The 21,892-nt window shown below is 68.4% G+C and carries 20 protein-coding genes, 1 tRNA gene and 1 pseudogene; 12 read left to right on the top strand and 10 right to left on the bottom strand.

The window, feature by feature from the left end; genetic code table 11:
* Nucleotides 1–52 precede the first annotated feature (52 nt).
* The 10 genes from HND92_RS06325 to HND92_RS06370 all read left to right on the top strand — a co-directional run bounded on the left by HND92_RS06325 (nt 53) and on the right by HND92_RS06370 (nt 8,564).
* A complete protein-coding gene (locus HND92_RS06325) occupies nt 53–1,933 on the top strand; it encodes a TonB-dependent receptor domain-containing protein (protein ID WP_172206543.1) in 1,881 nt (626 codons plus the stop codon).
* Nucleotides 1,934–1,955: 22 nt separating this feature from the next.
* On the top strand, nt 1,956–3,314 hold the full coding sequence (locus HND92_RS06330; protein ID WP_172206544.1) for a cobyrinate a,c-diamide synthase: 1,359 nt from the start codon (nt 1,956–1,958) through the stop codon (nt 3,312–3,314).
* Nucleotides 3,311–3,910, top strand: a complete 600-nt coding sequence (locus tag HND92_RS06335) for a bifunctional adenosylcobinamide kinase/adenosylcobinamide-phosphate guanylyltransferase (protein WP_172206545.1) — start codon at nt 3,311–3,313, stop codon at nt 3,908–3,910. The genes HND92_RS06330 and HND92_RS06335 overlap by 4 nt, the downstream gene beginning before the upstream one ends.
* Entirely contained in the window at nt 3,907–4,797 is an 891-nt protein-coding gene (locus tag HND92_RS06340; protein ID WP_172206546.1) for an ABC transporter substrate-binding protein, read from the top strand. Before HND92_RS06335 ends, HND92_RS06340 begins: the two co-directional genes overlap by 4 nt.
* A gap of 44 nt (nt 4,798–4,841) precedes the next feature.
* A complete protein-coding gene (locus HND92_RS06345; RefSeq protein WP_172209182.1) occupies nt 4,842–5,876 on the top strand; it encodes an iron ABC transporter permease in 1,035 nt (344 codons plus the stop codon).
* Nucleotides 5,873–6,655, top strand: a complete 783-nt coding sequence (locus HND92_RS06350; RefSeq protein WP_015912729.1) for an ABC transporter ATP-binding protein — start codon at nt 5,873–5,875, stop codon at nt 6,653–6,655. The genes HND92_RS06345 and HND92_RS06350 overlap by 4 nt, the downstream gene beginning before the upstream one ends.
* 73 nt (nt 6,656–6,728) lie before the next feature.
* Entirely contained in the window at nt 6,729–7,028 is a 300-nt protein-coding gene (locus HND92_RS06355; RefSeq protein ID WP_172206547.1) for a hypothetical protein, read from the top strand.
* Complete coding sequence (cobO, locus tag HND92_RS06360; protein ID WP_011804537.1) at nt 7,018–7,587, top strand: cob(I)yrinic acid a,c-diamide adenosyltransferase; 570 nt, start codon at nt 7,018–7,020, stop codon at nt 7,585–7,587. Before HND92_RS06355 ends, cobO begins: the two co-directional genes overlap by 11 nt.
* Before the next feature lie 15 nt (nt 7,588–7,602).
* The gene (locus HND92_RS06365; protein WP_172206548.1) at nt 7,603–8,133 is read left to right on the top strand and encodes a methylated-DNA--[protein]-cysteine S-methyltransferase; all 531 of its coding nucleotides are present in this window, start codon (nt 7,603–7,605) and stop codon (nt 8,131–8,133) included.
* A 170-nt stretch (nt 8,134–8,303) separates the two neighbouring features.
* Entirely contained in the window at nt 8,304–8,564 is a 261-nt protein-coding gene (locus HND92_RS06370; protein ID WP_172206549.1) for an MAPEG family protein, read from the top strand.
* 284 nt (nt 8,565–8,848) lie between these two features.
* On the opposite strand, the gene HND92_RS06375 is transcribed toward HND92_RS06370, so the two are convergent.
* The 3 genes from HND92_RS06375 to HND92_RS06385 all read right to left on the bottom strand — a co-directional run bounded on the left by HND92_RS06375 (nt 8,849) and on the right by HND92_RS06385 (nt 10,184).
* A tRNA-Ser gene (locus HND92_RS06375) sits at nt 8,849–8,936 on the bottom strand.
* 67 nt (nt 8,937–9,003) lie between these two features.
* Entirely contained in the window at nt 9,004–9,330 is a 327-nt protein-coding gene (locus HND92_RS06380; protein WP_047350795.1) for a hypothetical protein, read from the bottom strand.
* A 167-nt stretch (nt 9,331–9,497) separates the two neighbouring features.
* Nucleotides 9,498–10,184 (bottom strand): DUF3334 family protein, encoded by a 687-nt coding sequence (locus HND92_RS06385; RefSeq protein WP_011804539.1) that lies wholly within the window; start codon nt 10,182–10,184, stop codon nt 9,498–9,500.
* A 75-nt stretch (nt 10,185–10,259) separates the two neighbouring features.
* On the opposite strand from HND92_RS06385, the pseudogene HND92_RS06390 reads away from it, so the two are divergent.
* Nucleotides 10,260–10,487 (top strand): annotated as a pseudogene (locus HND92_RS06390) (YceI family protein); the annotation flags it as partial.
* Nucleotides 10,488–10,590: 103 nt separating this feature from the next.
* Here HND92_RS06390 and HND92_RS06395 read toward each other — a convergent pair.
* Nucleotides 10,591–11,316 carry a haloacid dehalogenase type II gene (locus HND92_RS06395; protein WP_172206550.1) on the bottom strand — a complete coding sequence of 242 codons (726 nt, stop codon included), beginning with the start codon at nt 11,314–11,316 and terminating at the stop codon, nt 10,591–10,593.
* Between the two features lie 143 nt (nt 11,317–11,459).
* Here HND92_RS06395 and HND92_RS06400 point away from each other — a divergent pair, with 143 nt between their 5' ends.
* Nucleotides 11,460–12,695 carry an MFS transporter gene (locus HND92_RS06400; protein WP_172206551.1) on the top strand — a complete coding sequence of 412 codons (1,236 nt, stop codon included), beginning with the start codon at nt 11,460–11,462 and terminating at the stop codon, nt 12,693–12,695.
* Between the two features lie 74 nt (nt 12,696–12,769).
* Here HND92_RS06400 and HND92_RS06405 read toward each other — a convergent pair whose 3' ends face one another.
* The 6 genes from HND92_RS06405 to uraD all read right to left on the bottom strand — a co-directional run bounded on the left by HND92_RS06405 (nt 12,770) and on the right by uraD (nt 21,843).
* A complete protein-coding gene (locus HND92_RS06405) occupies nt 12,770–13,909 on the bottom strand; it encodes an FUSC family protein (RefSeq protein WP_172206552.1) in 1,140 nt (379 codons plus the stop codon).
* Between the two features lie 4 nt (nt 13,910–13,913).
* Entirely contained in the window at nt 13,914–14,390 is a 477-nt protein-coding gene (locus HND92_RS06410; RefSeq protein WP_172206553.1) for a MarR family winged helix-turn-helix transcriptional regulator, read from the bottom strand.
* Between the two features lie 96 nt (nt 14,391–14,486).
* The gene (locus HND92_RS06415) at nt 14,487–16,796 is read right to left on the bottom strand and encodes an NADP-dependent malic enzyme (RefSeq protein ID WP_172206554.1); all 2,310 of its coding nucleotides are present in this window, start codon (nt 16,794–16,796) and stop codon (nt 14,487–14,489) included.
* Nucleotides 16,797–16,984: 188 nt separating this feature from the next.
* Entirely contained in the window at nt 16,985–18,472 is a 1,488-nt protein-coding gene (locus HND92_RS06420; protein WP_015912744.1) for a nucleobase:cation symporter-2 family protein, read from the bottom strand.
* Nucleotides 18,473–18,776: 304 nt separating this feature from the next.
* Complete coding sequence (locus HND92_RS06425) at nt 18,777–20,066, bottom strand: M20/M25/M40 family metallo-hydrolase (protein ID WP_011804547.1); 1,290 nt, start codon at nt 20,064–20,066, stop codon at nt 18,777–18,779.
* A gap of 7 nt (nt 20,067–20,073) precedes the next feature.
* Entirely contained in the window at nt 20,074–21,843 is a 1,770-nt protein-coding gene (gene uraD, locus HND92_RS06430; protein ID WP_172206555.1) for a 2-oxo-4-hydroxy-4-carboxy-5-ureidoimidazoline decarboxylase, read from the bottom strand.
* Between the last annotated feature and the right edge of the window lie 49 nt (nt 21,844–21,892).

The raw sequence follows: 21,892 nt of genomic DNA on the forward strand, positions 1-21,892 counted from the left end.
GCCCAGGTGCCGACGGGGAGGTCGGCCGTGGCGATCTCTCTGTTTGCCCCACATGACAAACACCCGTCCGTTCAATGTGCGCTTGAGTGCGCTTTCCGTGCACGCGCGCGTCGCCGTGCTGCCGCTGGCGCTGGCCGCCGCTTTCCCCGCCGTGTCCCAGACCCTGCTGGCCCAGGCAGCCACCGAACCCCAACTGCGTGAAACCGTCATCACGGCAACCCGCGTGGCCCGGCCGCTGGCCGACATCGTGTCCGATGTGTCCGTCATCGACCGTGAAACCATCGAAGCCAGCGGCGCGGTAGGCGTCATTGACGTGATCTCGCGCCTGCCAGGCGTGCAGATCACGCGCAATGGCGGCCAGGGCAGCAGTGGCAGCGTCTACCTGCGCGGCGCGGAGTCGCGCTTTACCGCCGTGTACCTGGACGGCGTGCGCCTGGACTCGCAATCCACCGGCGGCGTGGTGTGGGAGCAAATCCCGTTGTCGCAGATCGACCGCATCGAGGTCGTGCGCGGGCCAGCGGCTGCTGTGTACGGCTCGGATGCCATGGGAGGCGTGATCCAGCTCTTCACCAAAAAGGGCGAGGGTGCGCCGGCGCCCTACGTGGGCGTGGGCCTGGGCAACCAGGGCACGCGGACGGTGCAGGCCGGCGTGAGTGGCGGCACCGAGCAGGTGGACTATGCGCTGGGGCTGTCGCATGAGCGCGCCGATGGCTTCAGTGCCCGCGTAGGCTCCGCCTACAACCCGGACAAAGACGGCTACCGCCGCACCTCTGCCAATGCCCGACTGGGCGTGCAGTTCGACACGACCCATCGCCTGGAGGGCACGCTGCTCGCCAGCAACCTCAACTCGCAGTACGACGGCAGCAAAACGGCCGACGACCGCAATCACCACCAATTGCGCACGGCCAGCCTGGCATGGCTGGCCAAGTGGAGCGACGTGTACAGCACGCGCTTGCAGGTCACGCAGGGGCAGAGTGAATACAGCACCCGGCCCAACTTCTACATGACCGAGACCACGCTGCACAATTACCTGCTGCAAAACGAGTGGCGCCTGGGCGCGCATCTGTTCACAGCCGCGCTGGAGCGCCGCGAGGACGAACTGCACAACCCCGCCACCGAGTTCGTGGGCGACCTCCAGCGTGACCGCTCACAGAACGCGCTCGCTCTGGGCTATGGCCTGAACCAGGGCGCCCATACGCTGCAGGCCAACCTGCGCTATGACGACGACAGCGAGTTCGGCGGCAAAAGCACGGGCAGCCTGTCCTATGGCTACGCCATTACGCCGCAGTGGCGCGTCACCGCAGCGGCCGGCACGTCCTTCCGTGCACCCACGCTCTACCACCGCTTCAGCGAATACGGCGCGCCCGACCTGCAGCCCGAGAAGGGGCGCAACGTGGAGCTGGGCGCGCGGTGGACGCAAGGAGAGAGCAGCGTGGGTGTCGTGGCGTACCGCAACCGCGTCAGCAACCTCATCAATTTCGGCGCCGCGGGCCGCTGTGATTCCAGCTTCGGCTGCTACGAGAACGTGGGCCGCGCCGAGTACAAGGGCGTGACGCTGTCGGCCGCGCACCGCATCGCGGGCGTGTCGCTGCATGGCTCCATCGACTGGCAGAACCCGCGTGACCTGGACAGCGGCAAACTGCTGGCGCGCCGTGCCAAGCGCTACGCCACGCTGGGTGCCGACACCCTGGTGGCAGGCTGGACGCTGGGGGCAGAGCTCTACGCATCCGCGCGCCGGTACGACAACGCGGCCAACACCAACGTACTGGGCGGCTACACCACGCTCAACCTCTACACCAGCAAGCGCGTGGCCCGCGACGTGACGCTGCTGGCCCGCGTCGACAACCTGGCCGACAAGGACTACCAGTTGGCGCGCACCTACGCCACCGGCGGCCGCACGTTCTACGTGGGCCTGAAGTGGGCGCCGCAGTAACGCCATCACCGACTGCCACACCATGAGCCGCTGTCCCGCCCTGGTCATCGCCGCGCCCGCCTCTGGGCAGGGCAAGACCACCGTCACCGCCGCTTTGGCGCGCCTGCATACACGCCAAGGCCGGCGCGTGCGGGTGTTCAAGTGTGGGCCCGACTTCCTGGACCCGCACTGGCACCAATTGGCCAGCGGCGCCCCCGTACACCAGCTCGATCTGTGGATGACCGGTGCGGCAGATTGCGCGCAGCGCCTGCGCGCCGCGGCGGCCGAAGCAGACCTGCTGCTCATCGAAGGGGTGATGGGGTTGTTCGACGGCGAGCACAGCGTGGGCGACCTGGCGCAGCGCTTCGGCATACCGGTGCTTGCGGTGGTGGATGCCTCTGCCATGGGGGGCACGCTGGGCGCCATCGTGCATGGGCTGCGGCACTACCGTGCGGGCCTGCCATGGGCCGGTGTCTTGGCCAACCGCGTGGCGGGCGACCGCCATGCGCAGATGCTGCGGGACGGCTTGGCCGACGCTGCGGACTGGCTGGGTGCGCTGCCACGGGTCGTGGGTGACGCTGCGGGCGGGAGGGAGCCTGGTGGCCTTCTGCCCGAGCGGCACCTGGGACTGGTGGCAGCGCACGAACTGCCCGATGCCCTGCAGCGGCTGGACGCCGTGGCCGATGCGCTGGCCGGCACGCCCCTGGGCCGCATGTCCCCCGCGGACCTGCAGCGCTGGGCGGTGGACTTCGGCGGCACGCCCGTGGGCCGTGCCGCCATCACGCCGCTGCTGGCCGGCCGCACCGTGGCCGTGGCGGCGGATGAGGCTTTCTGCTTCATCTACGAAGCCAATATCGACACCCTGCAGCAGCTGGGCGCGCGCGTGGTGCGCTTTTCGCCGCTGCGCGACGCTGCGCTGCCGGCCTGCGACGCGCTGTGGCTGCCCGGCGGCTACCCCGAGCTGCACGCCGATGCGCTGGCCGCCAATACGGCCATGCGCGACAGCCTGCAGGCGCACGTGGCGGCGGGTCGGCCCGTGTGGGCGGAGTGCGGCGGCATGATGGCGCTGCTGGAGTCCATCACCCTGGCCGACGGGCGCCGCGTGCCCCTGTGGGGGCTGCTGCCGGGTCATGTCACCATGCAGCGGCGCCTGGCCGCGCTGGGGCCGCGCGCGCTGCGCATGGGCACGCATGAGTTGCGCGGCCACACCTTTCACTACTCGGTCACCGACAGCCCGGCCGCCGTGTGCGCACGCGCCCAGCGTCCGGACCATGCAGGGGCACCGGACGACGGTGAAGCCGTGTACCGCCACGGCAGCATCCACGCGAGCTACTTTCACGCATGGTTTGCATCCAGCCCGCAGGCGACCGCAACCTTGCTGGGCGCGGAGGCGGGGCCATGAACGCGGCGCCGCAGACCATCGCCCGCAGTGAACTCATCCTGGGTGGACAAAAGAGCGGCAAGTCGCGCCGCGCCGAACTGCTGGCGCGCCAGTGGCTGCAGGCCGCGCCGGCACACCGCGCGTTGCTGCTGGCCACCGGCCAGCCGTGGGACGACGAGATGCGTGCGCGCATTGCCCGCCACCAGCGCGAGCGTGCCGAGCGTGTGCCCGGCCTGCAGACCGTGGAAGAGCCGCGCGATCTGGCCCACGCCCTGGCGTGCCACAGCACCCCACAGACCCTGATCGTCGTGGACTGCCTCACCCTGTGGCTCACCAACTGGCTCATGCCGGCCGACCCCCAAGATGTAGAGCAAAAACAGCCTCTAGCGCCCGATTGGCAAGCGCAGGCAGCTCACTTTTTTGAAGCGTTGACGCACGCGCCCGGCCCCGTGGTGCTGGTGGGCAACGAGATCGGCCTGGGCGTGATCCCCCTGGGGCGCGAAGTGCGCGCCTTCGTGGACGCGCTGGGCGCCCTGAACCAGCGCGCGGCGGCAGCCTGCCAGCGCGTCACGCTGATGGCGGCGGGCCTGCCGCTTGCCCTGAAGGACACACCATGATGCCTCTTCGCTGGCGCCGCCAGCTTGCTGCCGCCGGCTGGCTGCTGGGCCTGCTGCTGGCCTTGCCCAGCGTCCACGCAGTAACCATCACCGACGACCGGGGCCGCGCGCTGCGATTCGACCAGCCGCCCCAGCGCATCGTGAGCCTGCTGCCGTCGCTGACCGAGAGCGTGTGCGAGCTGCAGCGCTGTGAGCGCCTGGTGGGGGTGGACCGCTACTCCAACTGGCCCGTGTCCGTGCGGCGCCTGCCCCAGGTGGGCGGCGGGCTGGACCCGAACATCGAGGCCATCGTCGCGCTGCGCCCGGACGTGGTACTGCTGTCCGTCAGCAGCCGCGTCAGCGAGCGGCTGGAGGCGCTGGGCGTGAAGGTGCTGGCGCTGGACCACAAGACCCATGCGGACGTGCGCCGCGTGCTGGGGGTGCTGGGTGAACTGCTGGCCGTTCCGCCGGAGCACGGCGCGGAGCGCGTGTGGCGCGTGATCGATGCCGCCGTGCAGGCCGCCGCGCAGTCGCTGCCGCAGCGCGCGCGCGGGGCGCGGGTGTTCTTCGAGGTCAGCCGCGGCCCCTATGCGGCGGGGGCCAGTTCGTTCATCGGCGAGACGCTGGTGCGCCTGGGCGCGCGCAACGTGGTCCCGCCCGAGCTGGGGCCCTTTCCGCGCCTCAATCCCGAGTTCGTCCTGCGCGCACAGCCCGACGTGCTGATGGTGGCGAACCGCAGCATGCAGCCCATGACCCAATACCCGGGGTGGAACCACCTGGCCGCGGTCAAGGCGGGCCGCGTGTGCGACTTCGGCCCTGAGCTGTCAGACGTGGTGGTGCGCCCCGGCCCGCGCATGGCCGAGGCCGCGCGCATCATGGCCCGCTGCCTGGCGGAGAAGTACGAATGAGCGCGCGCCTCCCGCAGCCCTCTACCATGGTGGCGACCACCGCCATGCCAGCAACCTATGCCACCTCCTTGCACCCCGACGCCAGCGGCCGCCGCGCGCGCTGGCTGGGCCTGTGGCTGCTGGCCGCCAGCGTGGCGCTGCTGCTGCTCGGCGCCAGCGTCGGCAGCACGGGCTTTGGCAGCTTGCTGAACCTGCGCGGCGACCCGCTGGCGCAGCAGATCGTGTGGGACATCCGCCTGCCGCGCACACTGGGCGCATGGCTGGCCGGAGCGCTGCTGGGGCTGGCGGGCGCCATTGCCCAGGGGCTCTTTCGCAACCCGCTGGCCGACCCGTACCTGCTGGGCAGCGCGTCGGGCGCGGCGCTGGGCGGCGCCGTGGCCATGGCCGTTCTGGGTGTGTCGCCCAGCACGGCGAGCTGGCTGGCGCGACTGGGCGTGACGGGCTTGGCCTTCGCGGGTGCTGCGGGCGCCGTGCTGCTGACGCTGGTGTTGGCGCGTGGTGTGCAGCACACGCTGCGCCTGTTGCTGGCGGGCGTGATCGTGGGCGTGGTGCTTGGCGCTGCGCGCGACCTGATCCAGGTGGCGCAGCCCGCCATTCTGGAGCCGATGCAGGTCTTCACCATGGGCAGTTCGGCCTTCGTGGGCTGGCAGGCCTGCGCCATCATGGCTGGCGGCTGGCTGCTGTGCGCCGCCACGGCCTGGGGGTTGTCGCGGCTGCTGGACGGGCTGATGCTGGGCGAAGCCACGGCCGCCAGCCTGGGCCTGCCCATCGTGCCCATGCGCGCTGGGCTGGTGCTGGCGCTGGCCCTGGCCACCGGCACGGCCGTGGCGCACACCGGGCTGATTGCCTTCGTCGGGCTGGCGGCGCCGCACCTCGTGCGCTCGATCGCGCGCGTCACCCACCAGTGGCACGTATGGCTGTCCAGCCTGATGGGCGCGGTGCTGCTGCTGGCCGCCGACATCCTGGCGCGTTGGGTGGTGGCGCCGCAGGAACTGCCCGTGGGCGTGCTCACCGCCGCGCTGGGCGGCAGCTACCTGCTGTGGCTCATGCACCGCCGGGTGCTGGGAAGCTCGCTATGAAGAACATAGCTGTTAGCGCACGCCAGATAAGCGCCAGCATCGCAAATGCCTCTATATTGCGCGGCATTGACCTGGACCTGCCCGCTGGCCGCTGGACCAGCGTGGTCGGCCCCAATGGTGCGGGCAAGTCCACGCTGCTCAAGGTGCTGGCAGGCCTGCTGCGCCATGCGCGTGTGCAAGGGCGGGTGCAGTTGCTGGGCCGCGCGCTGGCCGACATTCCCCCGCGCGAGCGCGCCCGCCAACTGGCCTGGCTGGGCCAGAACGAGTCCGCCGCCGAAGACCTGCCCGCCTACGACGTGGCCATGCTCGGCCGCCTGCCGCACCGTGCCTGGATGGCGCCGGCCAGCGATGCCGACCATGCCGCCGTGCAGCAGGCGCTGCACACCACTCAGGCGTGGGACTGGCGCGACCGTCCGCTGTCGGAACTGTCGGGAGGCGAGCGCCAGCGCGTGCTGCTGGCGCGCGCGCTGGCCGTGCAGGCGCCCGTGCTGCTCATGGACGAACCCCTGGCCAACCTGGACCCGCCGCACCAGACCGATTGGCTGCACACCGTGCGCGACCTGGTGGGGCAGGGCGGTACCGTGGTCAGCGTGCTGCACGAGGTATCCATCGCGCTGCAGGCCGACGACATGCTCATCATGGCCGCCGGCGGCGTGGTGCACCACGGGCCATGCCAGAGCACGGCTACGCACGCCGCGCTGGAGCAGGTGTTCGAGCGGCGCATCCAGGTGCGCGAGATCGACGGCCTGTGGATGGCGCTGCCCCGCATGGAGCGGTGAACGCGCTGCGCCCCTTTTCCCTTGAACCCCTTGCGACGGGCGGCCAACCGCAGAGGGCATGGAGTGTGAACGCATGAATTTGGACGCCGGTTTTGCCCAGGTCGCGCAGGTGCTGCTGTGGCCCGTGCCCGTGCGGGTGGCACTGGCCTTTCTCCGTGCCCTGTGGATGCGCGGCGCCATGCGCATGCAAGCCTGGCAGCGCTGGCGCCTGCCGCATCACCGTTCGCTGCGCGTGGCGCCGGGGCTGCCGATGGAGGAGCTGGCGCTGCAGTTGGTGCGCCACATGCGGCCTTCCAGGCGCGGCGTGCTCCATCGTTTCCCGCGACGGCTTGATTTCCCAAAACTTCTTCTTGAGGCATTGCATGCAGATTGAAACTCCCCCCACCGAGAAACGCTACGACAAGGCCGAAGGCGAGCGCCGGGGCCTGGTCATCGTCAACACCGGCGACGGTAAGGGCAAGAGCACGGCGGCCTTCGGCCTGGCGCTGCGCGCGCATGGCCGGGGCAAGGCCGTGAAGGTCTTCCAGTTCATGAAGGTGCCCAGCGCCCGCTTTGGCGAGCACCGCATGTTCGAGCAGATCGGCTTGTCCATCGAAGGCCTGGGGGACGGCTTCAGCTGGAAGAGCAAGGACCTGGACCACTCCGCCCAACTGGCGCGCGACGGCTGGGCCAAGGCCCGTGCGGCCATCCTGTCGGGCGAGAACTTCCTCGTTGTGCTCGACGAAATCACCTATCCCCTGATCTATGGCTGGCTGCCACTGCAAGAGGTGCTGGACACCCTGGCGGCGCGGCCCAAGGACGTGCACGTGTGCCTGACGGGCCGCCGCTGCCCCGAGGAAATCATCGCCATCGCCGACACAGTGACGGAGATGAAGCTCATCAAGCATGCGTTCCAGGCGGGCATTCCCGCGCAGCGCGGCATCGAGGACTAAAGGGGGCGCCGCGCCATGCTGTATGCGCAGACCGTGCCTACCCCGCTGGGCGAGATGCTGGCCGTGGCTTCGGACCGGGGGCTGTGTCTGCTGGAGTTCGTGGGTCAGCCGGGTGTGGAGCGTGAATTGGCCCAGGTGCAGGCCGCTCGCGGTGAGGCCCTGCAGGAGAAGGGCAATGCGGTCACCGTGCTGCTGGCCAGTGAGTTGGCGGAATACTTCGGGCGCCGCCGCCGCGTGTTCGGTGTGCCGCTGGACCTGGTGGGCACGCCATTCCAGATCGCCGCGTGGCAGGCGCTGCTGGCCATCCCTTACGGCGAGACGCGCAGCTATGCACAGCAGGCGCGGACCATCGGCCAGCCCACGGCCACGCGCGCCGTCGCTGGGGCCAACGGGCAGAACAAGGTCTCCATCGTCGTGCCCTGCCACCGGGTGATCGGCAGCAACGGCAGCCTGACCGGCTTTGGCGGCGGCCTGCCGCGCAAGCGTGTGCTGCTGGCGTTGGAAGATACTTCCGCGCAGCGCGACTGGTTGAACGAGACGCCATAACGGCCCCCACGCCCACACCGCAGCCGAACGCGCGGCCTTTTATCGCGCCATTGGCGCGCACCGCCAGCGCCGTCCAGAACCTTTGTCTGCAGCGCGAGCGCGGCCGCGTGCCGCTGGCACCGGTTGGTCCATGACGGCGAATGGGGGGTGCCCGGCGACCGGTGGCGTTGATGGCGATGCGTGCCCACGGCAACACTGCCGAATATGCAGCCATGCTGGCGCTTCTGAGCTACCTGCTGGGTCAGCGGAGTTCGGCGGAATGGGCCAGCTGGGTGATGGTGGGCGTGACCGCGTCGCGCTATCTGTTGGTGATGGGCGTGTTGGCTTCTGCCACGCTGGCGCGTCCCAACCCTTTCCGTGCCGTGGGGGCGCTGGGCACCTATGTTGGCGGTACCGTACTCGCATTGGCGTTGCTTTTTGCAGCGGCATAGATGTGGTGCGCAACGGTCTTGGGGCCGTTGTGTTTCGGGAGGGGGCACCACGCACCAGCCATGAAAGAAGTGGTGCCAGGCGCACGCGAACCATGTCACTCGGCACACACGCGCCTGAAGCTGCTGGAGGCGCTACCGGCGAGTCATTGCGCACCATGCTGTGAACGCAATGCCAGAGGCGATTGGCCCGTCACGGATTGGCATGTGAACCTGAAAACCCGCTTCATCCGCCCCCGAATGGACATAAAAAAAGCGCCCTCGCGAGGCGCTGATTTTTCTGGCGGTGGCGGAGACTGTGAGATTCGAACTCACGGACGGTTGCCCGTCGGCAGTTTTCAAGACTGCTGGTTTAAACCACTCACCCAAGTCTCCGCGAAGCTGTCTATTGTAAGCGGGTGGCGGCGCGGTGCTTGTGGTTTGGCGCTGTGGGGGCTCGTCGTCAGCGCTTTAGCGCAGCCTCCAACTGGGCTTTGTTCATCTTGGAACGCCCGGGGATGCCGCGTCGGCGGGCGTCCTCGTAGAGTTGCTCGCGCGTGCGGCCTTGCGGGCCCTGGTGCGACCGCTGGCCTCCGCGTACCGGGGCAGGCGTGTCCTGCAGTGTGTGGGGATCGGCCTGCTTGGCCTCGCCGTGCTGGGCACGTTCCTTGTTCACGGTGCGTGCGGCGATTTCTTCGGCGGTGTCCCGCTTTTCGCCGCGCTCCAGCAGGCTGTCCTTGATGTGCTCGTATTGGCGCTCGCGTTTGGCGCTCCAGGTGCGTTGGGGCATGGTGGCACTCCGCTGTGGAAATGGCTTCCAGCCTAGAAGGCGTGTGCGGGCGCGCCGTCGGCACCAGGCCTCCTTTGTCGTAGGACGCAGGCGGACTATGAATGAAAATGGCTTTTGGCGCTTTACGGATAAGCGCTAAAAGCTATATTTTCAATAGCAAAATGATGCTACATGCCGAGTGACCGGAGCAGCGCCTCGGTGTCGGCATCCGTTGCGCTGGCAGGGGCTGCCGCTGGCGCGGGTGCTGCCGCCTGCGCCATGAGTGCGTCGGGGTCGGGCGCGTCCTGGGGTTCGAAGTCGTAGAGCTTGATGAACTGTGTGCGGTCGATCGCCAGTTCCAGATAGAAGATGTTGTTGCTGCCCGTGTAGAAGGTCACGCGGCGGGCCTCGGGCTGGTCGAGGTTGGCGTCCACGCTCAGCACCACCTGTTGGTTCAGCACCAGCATCTTGGGCTGGTTCTGCGTGATGTGGGTCTGCAGTTCGCGGCGCACCTTGCCAGTGAAGTCACCCACCACCTGGTTCATCAGTTCGCCCATGACGTTGCTGACTTCGTCAGAGGTGAAAGAGCTGGCCAGCTCCTGCGCCGACATGCCCATGCTGAGCATGTAGCGCTCGTAGATCTCCATGGCCGCGGCGGCCGAGAAGTTGATGATCACCAGCCCCGAGAAGCCGCCGTCGAACAGCACGAAGCAGCCAATGTCGGGCTTCAGGCAGGTCTTGGTGATGCGCTGCACCATGCCTGAGTAGTGCACGGGGCCCTGGGTGGCGACCGACAGCACACGGGTCACGGAGTTGCACAGCGAGACCAGCACGTCTTCGGTGCCGTAGACGACGGAAGTGGAGGGAGGAGTCATGGGGATGCGGTGAAAGTGCGGCGACGGCGAACGCAAAGGTGGCGAAGGCCAATGCGCGAATCATGACATGCCCTGCTCACGGCCGTGTCGGGCAACCTGACCATCAAGGGCAAGACGCAGCCCGTCACCCTGAAGGCCAACCAGTTCGCCTGCTACGACAGCCCGATGCTCAAGCGTGAAGTGTGCGGCGGCGACTTCGAGACCACGATCGATCGCACGGCCTTCGGCGTGGATTACGGCGTGCAGTACGGCTTCCCCAAGAACGTGCGCATCGTGGCGCAGATCGAAGCCGTCAAGCAGTAAGCCGGCAAAAACACGGGCCCGGCTGTCCAGGTCCGTCCTCCTGCCTCAAGGGCTGGTGCCGTCAGGTGCCGGCCCTTTTTTCATTGCGCACGCAAAACAGCCTTTACGCCCCCAACTGGTCCGCCAAGTCCAGCAGGTCGCGGGCGTGCAGGTCGTTGCCTGGGCGTGGCGAGACATCCTTGGCGTGGCCCGCACCGAACTCCAGCGGCCGCTCGATATAAGCCGTGCGCAGGCCGCAGGCGCGCGCGCCCGCCAGATCGTCGTGGTGGGCGGCCACCAGCATCACCTGCTGCGGCGGCAGGTCGAACACGCGGGCCACGCCCAGGTAGGTGGCGGGATCGGGCTTGTAGGCGCGAAAGACCTCGGCGCTCAGGATGTAGTCCCAGGGCAGGCCGGCGCGCTTGGCCATGTGGGTGAGCAACCCGATGTTGCCGTTGGACAGGGTGGTGATGGTGTAGCGGCGTTTGAGCCGCGTCAGCCCCGCCACGCAGTCGGGCCACGGGGAGAGCCGGTGCCACACGCGGTTCAGGTGCACGCGCTCTTCCTCGCCCAGGTGCGCCAGGCCAAAGCGCGGCAGGATTTCGTCGAGGATCTGGCGTTGCAGGGCGTCGATCAGCGTCCAGCCCTGCGCGCCGCTCATCACCCGCGCCATCGCTGGCTGGTAGCCCGCGCGCCAGGCGCGGGCGAAGGCGTCGGCGTCCACGCGGGGGTGGTGCTGCTGCATTTCGCGCACGATGCTGCCGTGCCAGTCCACCACCGTGCCAAAGGTGTCAAAGGCCAGCACCTGCACGGTGCGGGCGATCTCCTGAAGAGCGGAATCAGCGTTCATGGTCGGCCCTGTGATGGCATTGCGCCGCAGCGTAGCACCTGTATCGCGTACGTGCAGCCGCCCCAAGCCCGTGCGCCGGCGGGGAAGGGCCATGCGTGCTATGGTCGCTCGCCCTGGGGTTAACCCTGGTTTCCGAGCCTTCCATGACTGTTTCTGCCACGCCCACTTCCACCACTGTCACACGCCCCGCCGATGCCGCGGCCGCCAGCCCCGCGGACGGGCGCACGCTGGTGCGCGCCGTGCTGGCCATGGGCGTGGGAGGCTTTGCCATCGGCACCGGCGAGTTCGTCATCATGGGCCTGCTGCCCGAGGTGGCGCTCGACCTGGGGGTGAGCATTCCGCAGGCCGGGCACGTGATCAGCGCCTACGCGCTGGGCGTGGTGGTGGGCGCGCCGGTGCTGGCCGTGCTGGCGGCGCACTGGGGCCGGCGGGCGCTGCTCATGGCGCTGATGGCGGTCTACGCCCTGGGCAACTTTGCGTCGGCGCTGGCGCCAGGTTATGCGTCGCTGGGGCTGCTGCGGCTGGTCAGCGGCCTGCCGCACGGCACCTACTTCGGCGTCGCGGCGCTGGTGGCCGCTGCACTGTCACGGCCGGGCCAGCGCGCCCGGGCCGTGGGCTGGGTGATGCTGGGGCTGACCAGCGCGACGCTGGTGGGTGTGCCCATCGCGGCGGCGCTGGGCAGTCTGCTGGGCTGGCGCGCGGCCTTCGTGTTTGTGGGGGCCATCGCGCTGGCGGCGGTGTTCATGGTGCGGCGCTGGGTGCCCGACATGCCCGCGCCGCAGGGCGCCAGCCCCTGGCGCGAACTGGGCGCGCTGGCGCGGGGCCAGGTGTGGTTCACGCTGGGCATCGGCGCCATCGGCTTCGGCGGCATGTTCGCGGTGTTCAGCTACATCAAGCCCACGCTACTGGAAGTGGCCGGCATGCCGGCGGCGCTGGTGCCGTTCACGCTGTCGCTGTTTGGCCTGGGCATGGTGGCGGGCAACCTGGTGGGCTCGCGCATGGCGGACCGCGCACTGATGCCGACCGTGGGCAAGCTGCTGTGGTGGTCGGTGGCGGTGATGGTGGTGTTCGTCGCGGCGGCGCACCACCCGCTGACGGCGGCGCTGTCCGTCTTCCTGCTGGGTACGGTGGTGGCCATCGGTCCCGCGCTGCAGATCCGTCTGATGGACGTGGCTGGCGATGCGCAGACCCTGGCGGCCGCGCTCAACCATTCCGCCTTCAACGCTGCGAATGCGCTGGGGGCCTGGCTGGGCGGTGTGGCCATCGCAGCGGGCGGCGGCTGGACTTCCACCGGCTGGGTGGGGGCGCTGCTGGGCCTGGGCGGCCTGGCTGTGTTCACAGCGGCGCTGGCCAGCGAGCGGCGGACACGGGCTCGTTGATCTGTTGTTTTGCTATCAAAAAAGAAGCTGCTGGCGCTTGTTGGACGGGTGCTAGGGGCCTTTTTTACCTTAAGTCACTGCGCGCGGCCATGGTGGCGCGCAAGGTACACCCTCTCGTCCAGCGACGACAGCACCAGCGCCAACACAATCCCTACCGCCGCGCCCAGGGTGGTATCGAAGATGCGTGACAGTGCCATTTCCGCCGCTTCGCCATGGTGCGCCATGTTCGTCATCAGCAGAGCCATCGGCGTCACGAAAATCTGGCCCAGTGCGTAGTTGAACCCGATCACCGCCTCGGTCAGCACCTGCAGCACGGCCACGGCCAGCAGCAGCGTCCAGAACGATGGCTCGGACGAGAGGATCGCCCAGGCGATGCCGGCGCCCACCACAGTGCCCAGCGTGCGCTGCCAGCCGCGGTGCACCGTGCCCGGCAGGTGCGCACCTTGCAGCACGGCCACCGCGCCAATCGACGCCCAGGCCGGGTGCGCCCAGCCCGCGGCGTGTGCCAGCAGGGCGGCCAGCGCGGCGCACAGCGCCACACGTGCCGACTGCACGGGTGCGTAACCCGGCGTGAGGGGCTTCGGGGCACGTGCCCCCGCCGTTGCCTGGACGGGTGTTGCGGCCGGCGGTGCTACTTCCAGGTCGCGCAGGCGGTCGGTCAGCAGGCACAACAGCCAGGCAGCGGCCACGCCCAGGGCGGTGGCGCCGGTGCGCCCGGCCAGTGCCAGCGCGCTGTCAACCGGACTGATCGCGGCGCTGGCCGCGAAGATGAAAATCACCGCTCCCGGCGCGCCCATCTGCATGCGGTGGGCCAGCGATGCCAGCAGCCCTGCCATGCCCGACAGGGCCAGCAGCATGGCTACCGGTCCCAGCCCCGACCAGGCCAGCAGCGACAGCAGCGCCACGGGCATGACCAGCAGCGCCCCGGCCTTGAGGACGACGCCGCGGCGGCGGGCCAGCGGCGCGAAGCGCCCGAACAGTGCCGCCAGAGCGCCCAGGCCGCCGAAACCCGCCACCTGTGCCCAGGGCGAGGCATGCAGCAGCCCGGCAACCAGGATCACCGCCAACGCCACCTGCACACCGGCAATCGTGGCGTTGCGCACCGAGGCAGGGCGCTGCAGCGACAGGCTCTCCCGCAGCCGCGCGGATGCCAACGCCTGGCGCAGAGCGTGGCCGTGGGAGCTGGGAAGAAGAGAGCCGGTTGGCAACGCCATGGCATCAGTCCTCGTGCTGGGCGCTGGCAATGCGCGCTTCGATCTGCTCGAAGGCCTGCAGCAGGGTGCGGGCGGTGGCCTCGTCCAGGTCGGCCAGCAGTTCGTCCTCGATGGCTGCAAGGCGCTTGCGGATGCCGTTGGCCGTGCGCTTGCCAGCGGCAGTGAGGCGCACGAGCTTGATGCGGCGGTCGCTCGCGTGCGCCTGGCGCTCGACCAGTCCCTGGGCAGCCAATGCGTCCAGCAGCCGTACCAGGCTGGAGCCGTCCAGCCCCACGGCGGCTGCCAGCTCGGTCTGCGAGATGCCGTCGCCCAGGCGGTGCAGGTGCACCAGCGGCGTCCAGACGGCGTCGCTCAGGCCTTCGGCGGCCAGTTGAGCGTCCAGCGTCTTGCGCCAACGCCGGCCCAGGCCCACGAGCCGCACGCCCAGCAGGCGCTTGGGGTTGGCGGAGCGGGTGGCATCGGACGGTGAGGCAGCAGTCATTTTGTTGTTCTAACAAATCATTTGAATTCAAATGATTTGTCAAAAAACAAGGGCCGCGCACCATGGCCTGGCGGGCGGCCCTGCTGTGCGCTGCGCTTACTTGCGGCGCGCGGCGCTGCTGGCGACGGCCAGTGCGGTCATGTTCAACACCCGGCGTACGGTGGCTGCGGGCGTGAGGATGTACGCCGTGGCCGAGGTACCCATGAGGATCGGGCCCACGGTGACACCGCCGCTGGTCGTGGTCTTGAGCACGTTGTAGAGGATGTTGGCCGAGTCGATGTTCGGGCAGATCAGCAGGTTGGCCGAGCCGGTGAGCGTGGAGTCCGGCAGGTAGTTGTTGCGGATCTTGGGCTCCAGCGCGGCGTCGCCATGCAGCTCCCCATCGCATTCGATCTCGGGATGGCGGGCCACGAACAGGTCGCGTGCTGCGCGCATCTTGCGTGCCGAGGCGCGCTTGGACGAGCCGAAGCTGGAGTGCGACAGGAACGCCACCTTCGGCGGAATGCCAAAGCGCTGCACTTCCTGCACCGAGGACCAGGCGATGTCGGCCAGCTGCTCTGCCGTGGGGTCTTCGTTGACGTAGGTGTCGGCGATGAACAGCGTGCCGTTGTTGGTCGTCATCAGCGCGTTCAGCGCGGCGTATTGCTGCACGCCGGGTGCATGGCCCAGGATGCTGTGGATGCGTTCCAGGTGCGTCTCGTAGGTGCCCACCAGGCCGCAGATCATTGCGTCGGCATCGCCCAGCTTCACCATCAGCGCGGCGATGATGGTGTTGGAGCGGCGCACGGCTGCCTTGGCCACCTCGGGCGTGGCGCCGTCACGCTTCATGAGCTGGTGGTAGGCCTCCCAGTACTGGCGGAACCGCGGGTCGTCCGAGGGGTCGCAGATCTCCACGTCCTTGCCCGGCTGCATGCGCAGGCCGGCCTTGGCGATGCGTGCGGCGATCACCGCCGGGCGTCCGATGAGGATCGGGTGGGCGATACGGTCGTCGATCGCAAACTGCGCGGCGCGCAGCGCACGCTCGTCCTCGCCGTCGGCATAGGCCACGCGTTTTTGCGCGTTGGGCAGCGTCTTGGCGGCGTTGATCACCGGGCGCATCAGGATGCCGGTCTGGTACACGAAGCGCGACAGGCTCTCCTTGTACGCCTCCATGTCCTCGATGGGACGGCTGGCCACACCCGACTCCAGCGCGGCCTGCGCCACGGCGGGGGCGATCTTGAGGATCAGGCGCGAATCGAACGGCGTGGGGATCAGGTAATCGGGGCCGAAGGTCAGCTCCTGGCCGGCATAGGCGGCAGCCACTTCCTCGCTGATGTTTTCCTTGGCCAGCGCGGCGATCTGGCGCACGCAGGCGAGCTTCATGGCCTCGGTGATCTTGGTGGCGCCGCAGTCCAGCGCGCCGCGGAAGATGTAGGGGAAGCACAGGACGTTGTTGACCTGGTTCGGGTAGTCCGAGCGGCCGGTGGCGATGATGCAGTCCGGGCGCACGGCCTTGGCCAGTTCGGGGCGGATCTCGGGCTCGGGGTTGGCCAGCGCCAGGATGATGGGCTTGTCCGCCATGGTCTTGACCATCTCGGCCGTGAGCACGCCGGGGGCCGAGCAGCCCAGGAATACGTCGGCGCCGTCGACCGCATCGGCCAGCGTGCGTGCATCGGTCTTCTGTGCGTAGCGGGCCTTGGATTCATCGAAGCCGCCGGGGCGACCTTCGTAGATCACGCCCTTGGAGTCGCACATGAAGATGTTTTCCACCTTCACGCCCAGGCCCACCATCACGCCCACGCAGGCAATGGCGGCGGCACCCGCGCCCGAGACGGCGACCTTGACCTGGTCGATCTGCTTGCCCACCAGTTCCAGGCCATTGAGCAGCGCGGCGCTGGAGATGATGGCCGTGCCGTGCTGGTCGTCGTGGAACACCGGAATGTTCATGCGCTTGGACAGCTCGCGCTCGATGTAGAAGCACTCGGGCGCCTTGATGTCTTCGAGGTTGATGCCGCCCAAGGTGGGCTCGAGTGCTGCCACGATCTCGATGATCTTGTCGGGGTCGCGTGCGTCCAGTTCGATGTCGAACACGTCCACGCCGGCGAACTTCTTGAACAGGCACCCCTTGCCCTCCATCACCGGCTTGCCGGCCAGCGGGCCGATGTCACCCAGGCCCAGCACGGCCGTGCCGTTGGTGATCACACCGACCAGGTTGCCGCGCGAGGTGTAGTCGAACGCCTTGGTCGGGTCGGCCTGGATGTCCAGGCAGGGATAGGCCACGCCAGGCGAGTAGGCCAGCGACAGGTCGCGCTGGTTGGACAGGGGCTTGGTGGGCGTGACGGCGATCTTGCCGCGCGTCATGTTGCGGTGGTATTCGAGCGCGGCTTCGCGCAGTGCCGCTTCAGCGGCAGACAGGGGCTGGGTCATACGAAATACGAATGGTGCGGTGCACGAAAAAACAGGCCAACACGGGCCAGACAAGCTTACTGCATGCTGACGCAAACAGAGGGCCTGCACGGCAGCCTGCGTGGACGACAACAAACCTTCCGCGCCCCGTGCGCATACGGCACGCGGGGCGCGATCCTTCGGGTGGAAGGCGCGGGGCAGGGCGACGTTCAGTGGGCGTCGGCCTGCCGGGCGGCGAGCACGGCCGCAGAGGTGTCGCGGCTGGCTCCATTGAAGAAGATGTTCAGGACCACGGCAGTGATCGAGGCCAGCAGAATACCGGATTCGATCAGCGGATGGATGGCATGGGGCATCCACTGGCGGAAGTTGGGTGCGATCAGCGGGATCATGCCCACCCCGATGGACACCGCCACGATCATCGCGTTGTTGCGGTTCTTCTGAAAGTCCACGTTCGACAGGATGCGGATGCCCGTGGCCGCCACCATGCCGAACATCACCAGCCCCGCGCCGCCCAGCACCACGGTGGGCAACGACTCGATCAGCGCCGCCATCTTGGGCAGCACGCCCAGCACGATCAGGATCATGCCGCCGGCCACGCACACCCAGCGGCTCTTGACGCCGGTGACGGCCACCAGCCCCACGTTCTGCGAGAAGCTGGTGTAGGGGAAGGTGTTGAAGAGGCCGCCGATCAGCGTGCCCAGGCCGTCGGTGCGCAGGCCGCGCGTGAGGTCGTCGCGCGAGATCTCGCGCCCCGTCATCTCGCCCAGGGCCAGGAACATGCCGGTGGACTCGATCATCACGACGATCATCACCAGCGTCATGGTCAGGATCAGGATGGGGTCGAACACCGGCAGCGCGATCTCGAATGGCAGCACCATGTCGAACCACTGGGCCTGGGCCACCTTGTGAAAGTCCATCAGCCCCATGGACGCAGTGACCACCCCGCCCACGATGATGCCCAGCAGCACCGAGATGTTGGCCCAGAAGCCCTTGCCAAAGCGCGCCACCAGCAAGATGGTGAGCAGCACGACGCCCGAGATGCCCACGCCTGTCAGGTCGGCATAGCGCGGGTTGGGCAGCGTGGGCACCACGGCGAAGCCCTTGGGCACTGGCGGCAGCGAGGAGCCGGGCGCGCCGGCGGCGGCCTGGGCCTCGGCCAGCCACTTGAGGTGCTCCGGGTTGGGAACGGCCGGGGCCGTGGGCCCCACGGGGTTGCCGAAGATCCAGTTGATGCCCACGCGCATCAGGCTGATGCCGATCACCGCGATGATGGTGCCCGTGACCACCGGCGGAAAGAACCGCAGCAGGCCGCTGATGACCGGCGCGATGAGCATCGAGACCACGCCCGCCCCGATCACCGCGCCAAAGATCAGCCCCGCGCCCGCCTGACCGCCCGTGGCTTGCGCCATGGACACCATGGGCGCCACGGCCGCGAAGGTTACGCCCATCATCACCGGCAGCTTGATGCCAAACCACTGCGTGGCACCCCAGGCCTGGATGAGCGTGACCAGCCCGCAGACGAAGAGGTCGGCCGAGATCAGGTGCGCTACCTGCTCGGGCGGCAGGTTGAGCGCGCGCCCCACGATGAGCGGCACGGCCACCGCGCCGGCGTACATCACCAGCACATGTTGCAGACCCAGCGTGGCCGCGCGGCCCCAGGGCAGCTTTTCGTCAACCGGATGAACGTTCGTGGACATGGGTGTTCCTTGGAAACTGGCTTGCTGTTCAAGGGGCTTCTGCCGTGCCGGACAGGGCTGCCATTGCGCACAGCAATCCATACAAAAACTGTATACAAAGTATGCGGAATTGCCTGTCGTAAGGCGACCCCGATCAAGGTCGAATTGCTAGGGGTTTGCCCTTGCTGCTTGCCAAGCGGGGGTGTCGGCAGCCAACGGCGCGGCTACGCCTGGCGGGTGCTCGCCACAGTCGGCGCGATGGGATCGGCGCAGGGCGTAAAAAAGCCCGGCATGGGCCGGGCTGGAGCATTGGTGCGGCTGTGCGTCAGGCCATCAGGTCTGCCAGGCTGCGTGCTATGACCTTGGTGGCGCGGCGCAGGTCTTGCAGCACCACGCGCTCGTCGGCGCGTTTGGCGTGCGATTCAAGCACCGTACGCGGGCCCGCGCCGTAAATCACGCCGGGGATGCCGCGCTCCACATAGAGGCGCACATCGGTGTACAGCGGCGTGCCCACGGCGGGAGGCTTCTCGCCAAAGACTGCCTCGCCGTGTTGCTGGATGGCCTCCACCAGCGGCTGATTGCCGGGCAGCGGCGTCATGGCGTTGGCCAGCAGCAGGCGTTTGATGTCCACGCGTAGGGCGTCTGCGCTCCCGTAGCCGCGCTCGGTATTGAAGCCTTCCACCGCCTGGGTGATCACGGCGCGGATGCGCGCCTCGACCTCGGCGGGGTTCTCCTCCGGGATCATGCGGCGGTCGAGCTTCAGCACCACCTTGCCGGGCACCACGTTGGTGTTGGTGCCACCCTCGATGCGGCCGATGTTCAGGTACGGGTGCCGGATGCCCGGCACCTTCGACGTCACCTGCCGGTACTGCACATTCTCGGCATACAGCGCATTCATGATGGCCACCGCGCCCTGCAGTGCGTCCACGCCCGTGTGCGGCACCGCGGCATGGGCCATCTTGCCCTGCACGGTGACCTCCATCTGCAGGCAGCCGTTGTGCGCGGTGACCACCTCGTAGCTGAAGCCCGCGGCGATCATCAGGTCGGGCCGGGTCAGTCCCTGCGCCAGCAGCCAGCCGGGGCCGAGCAGGCCGCCGAACTCCTCGTCGTAGGTGAAGTGCAGCTCGATCGCGCCCTGCGTGGGCTTGGCCACCGCCTCCAGCGCGCGCACGGCGAAGGTGAAGGTGGAGAAGTCGCTCTTGCTCACCGCGGTGGCGCGGCCATACATGGCGCCGCCCTCGATCTGGGCGCCGTACGGGTCCCTGGTCCAGCCTTCGCCCGGCGGCACCACGTCGCCGTGGGCGTTGAGGGCGATGGTGCGGCCCGAACCCGCGGGCCCATAGGGCCGGCGCACGATCAGGTTGGTGATGGACTCCATGCCGTAATCCTTGACCTCCTGCGCGGGAACGGCGTGCTTCTCGGCCTCGAAGCCGAAGGCCTGGATCAGTTCAGCGGTGCGCTCGGCATGCGGTGCATTGTTGCCGGGCGGCGTGTCGGTGGGCACCTGCACCAGTGCTTGCAGAAAGCGCACCTGCTCGTCGAAGTGCTGGTCGATCCACGCATCCAGTGCGGCGTAGGTGGCTTGGCGGTCTTGGTTCATGGCGGAGCGTTCCATGGATGGGTTATTCGGCGGCCAACTGCTGCAGCACATGGCTGAAGGCATCCACCGCCAACTGGATGTCGTCGGCGGTGCTGGATTCCAGCGGGTTGTGGCTGATGCCGCCGTGCAGGCCGCGCACGAACAGCATGGCCTGCGGCATGATTTCGTGCAGTTTCATGGCGTCATGGCCGGCGCCGCTGGGCATGCGGTAGACGGGGACGCCCAGGGCGTCGACGGCCTTCTCCCAGCGGTGCTGCCAGGCCGGGGCGCTGGGGGCTGCGGCGACCTTCATGGCCAGCTCGGCCTTGTACTGCAGGCCGCGGCGTTGGGCGATTTCCTCCAGCTGGGCCAGCACGTCGGCCACCATGGCATCGCGCTGCGCATCGGTGGGCGCGCGCATGTCCATGCTGAAACTGCACTTGCCCGGCACCACGTTGATGGAGCCGCCTGGCACCTGCAGCATGCCGATGGTGGCCACGCTGTCGCCATCGCGCGCGGCGCGCTGCTCCATGTACAGCGCCAGCTCGGCCACGCCCAGGGCGGCGTCGCGGCGGCGGTCCATGGGCGTGGTGCCCGCGTGGCTGGCCATGCCCAGCATCTCGCAGACGTAGCGCACGCCGCCGTTGATGGACGTGACCACGCCCAGCGGGATATCCAGTTCGTTGAGCACCGGGCCCTGCTCGATGTGCACCTCGATGAAGCCCAGGTAGCGGGCAGCATCGCGCCGCAGCTTCGGGATGTCGCCAATGCACAGACCGGCGTGCTGCATGGCCTCGCGCATGGGGATGCCGTCGGCGTCCTTCTGGTCCAGCCATTCGTTGCGGAAGTCGCCGATGAGCGCGCCCGAGCCCAGGAAGGTGGCCTTGTAGCGCTGGCCTTCCTCCTCGGCAAACGCCACCACCTCGATGCCGAACGGCAGGCGCCTGGCCTGGCGGTGCAGCTCGCGCACGCAGGCCATGGGCACGAAGATGCCCAGACGCCCGTCGTACTTGCCGCCGTTGCGCACGGTGTCGTAGTGGCTGCCGGTCATCAAATACTTGCCGTCGGGTGTGGCCGGCTTGTAGCGGCCGACCACGTTGCCCACGGCGTCGATCTCGACCTCGTCAAAGCCGCAGTCGCGCATCCAATGGCTGATGCGCTGGGCGCAGGCGCGGTGCGCATCGGTGAGGTAGGTGACGGTGAGCTGGCCTTTCTCGGCATAGCCCGGGTCGCTGTGCTGGGCCAGGCGCTCGTGCCAGTCCCAGACGTCGTTGCCCAGCACCGGCTCGGCGCCGAACTTGTCGTTCAGGCGGATCTCGGCAATGCGGTGGATGTTGCGCAGTGCCTCGGCGCGCTCGAAGTCGGGGTGGTTGGACAGGCGACGTGCGAAGGTGGCGATGATCTCCTGCCTCGACAGTCCCGTGCCGCGCGGCCCGCGCACCGCCAGGATGAAGGGAAAGCCGAAGCGGGCGTTGTAGTCGGCATTCAGTTGCTGGATGCGCGCGAACTCCTCGGGCGTGCAGTGGGTCAGGCCCGCCTGGCTTTGCTCGTTCGTGGACTCGGCCGTGAGCGCCTGCGCCACCATGGCCTTGCCCGCCAGCTCGGGGTGGGCGCGGATCAGCTCCAACTGCCGTTCCACGCCGGCGCCGTTCAGCACCTGCACCATGGCGTACTTGAGCTGGGCCAGCGAGCGGAAGGGGCGCAGCTGCAGCGCCGCCTCGGCGATCCAGGGCGAATGCTCGAACAGGCCGTCGAGCATCTGCAGGGCCTCGGCGGGGGAGGCGGCGTTGAGTTGTTCCAGGGTCCAGGCCATGGCGGTTCCTATAGCTATCAAAAAAAGAGCTGCTCGCGCTTATTGGATA

This window comes from Diaphorobacter sp. JS3050 (assembly GCF_013154915.1).
In the GTDB taxonomy this organism is placed as follows: Bacteria; Pseudomonadota; Gammaproteobacteria; order Burkholderiales; family Burkholderiaceae_C; genus Diaphorobacter; species Diaphorobacter nitroreducens.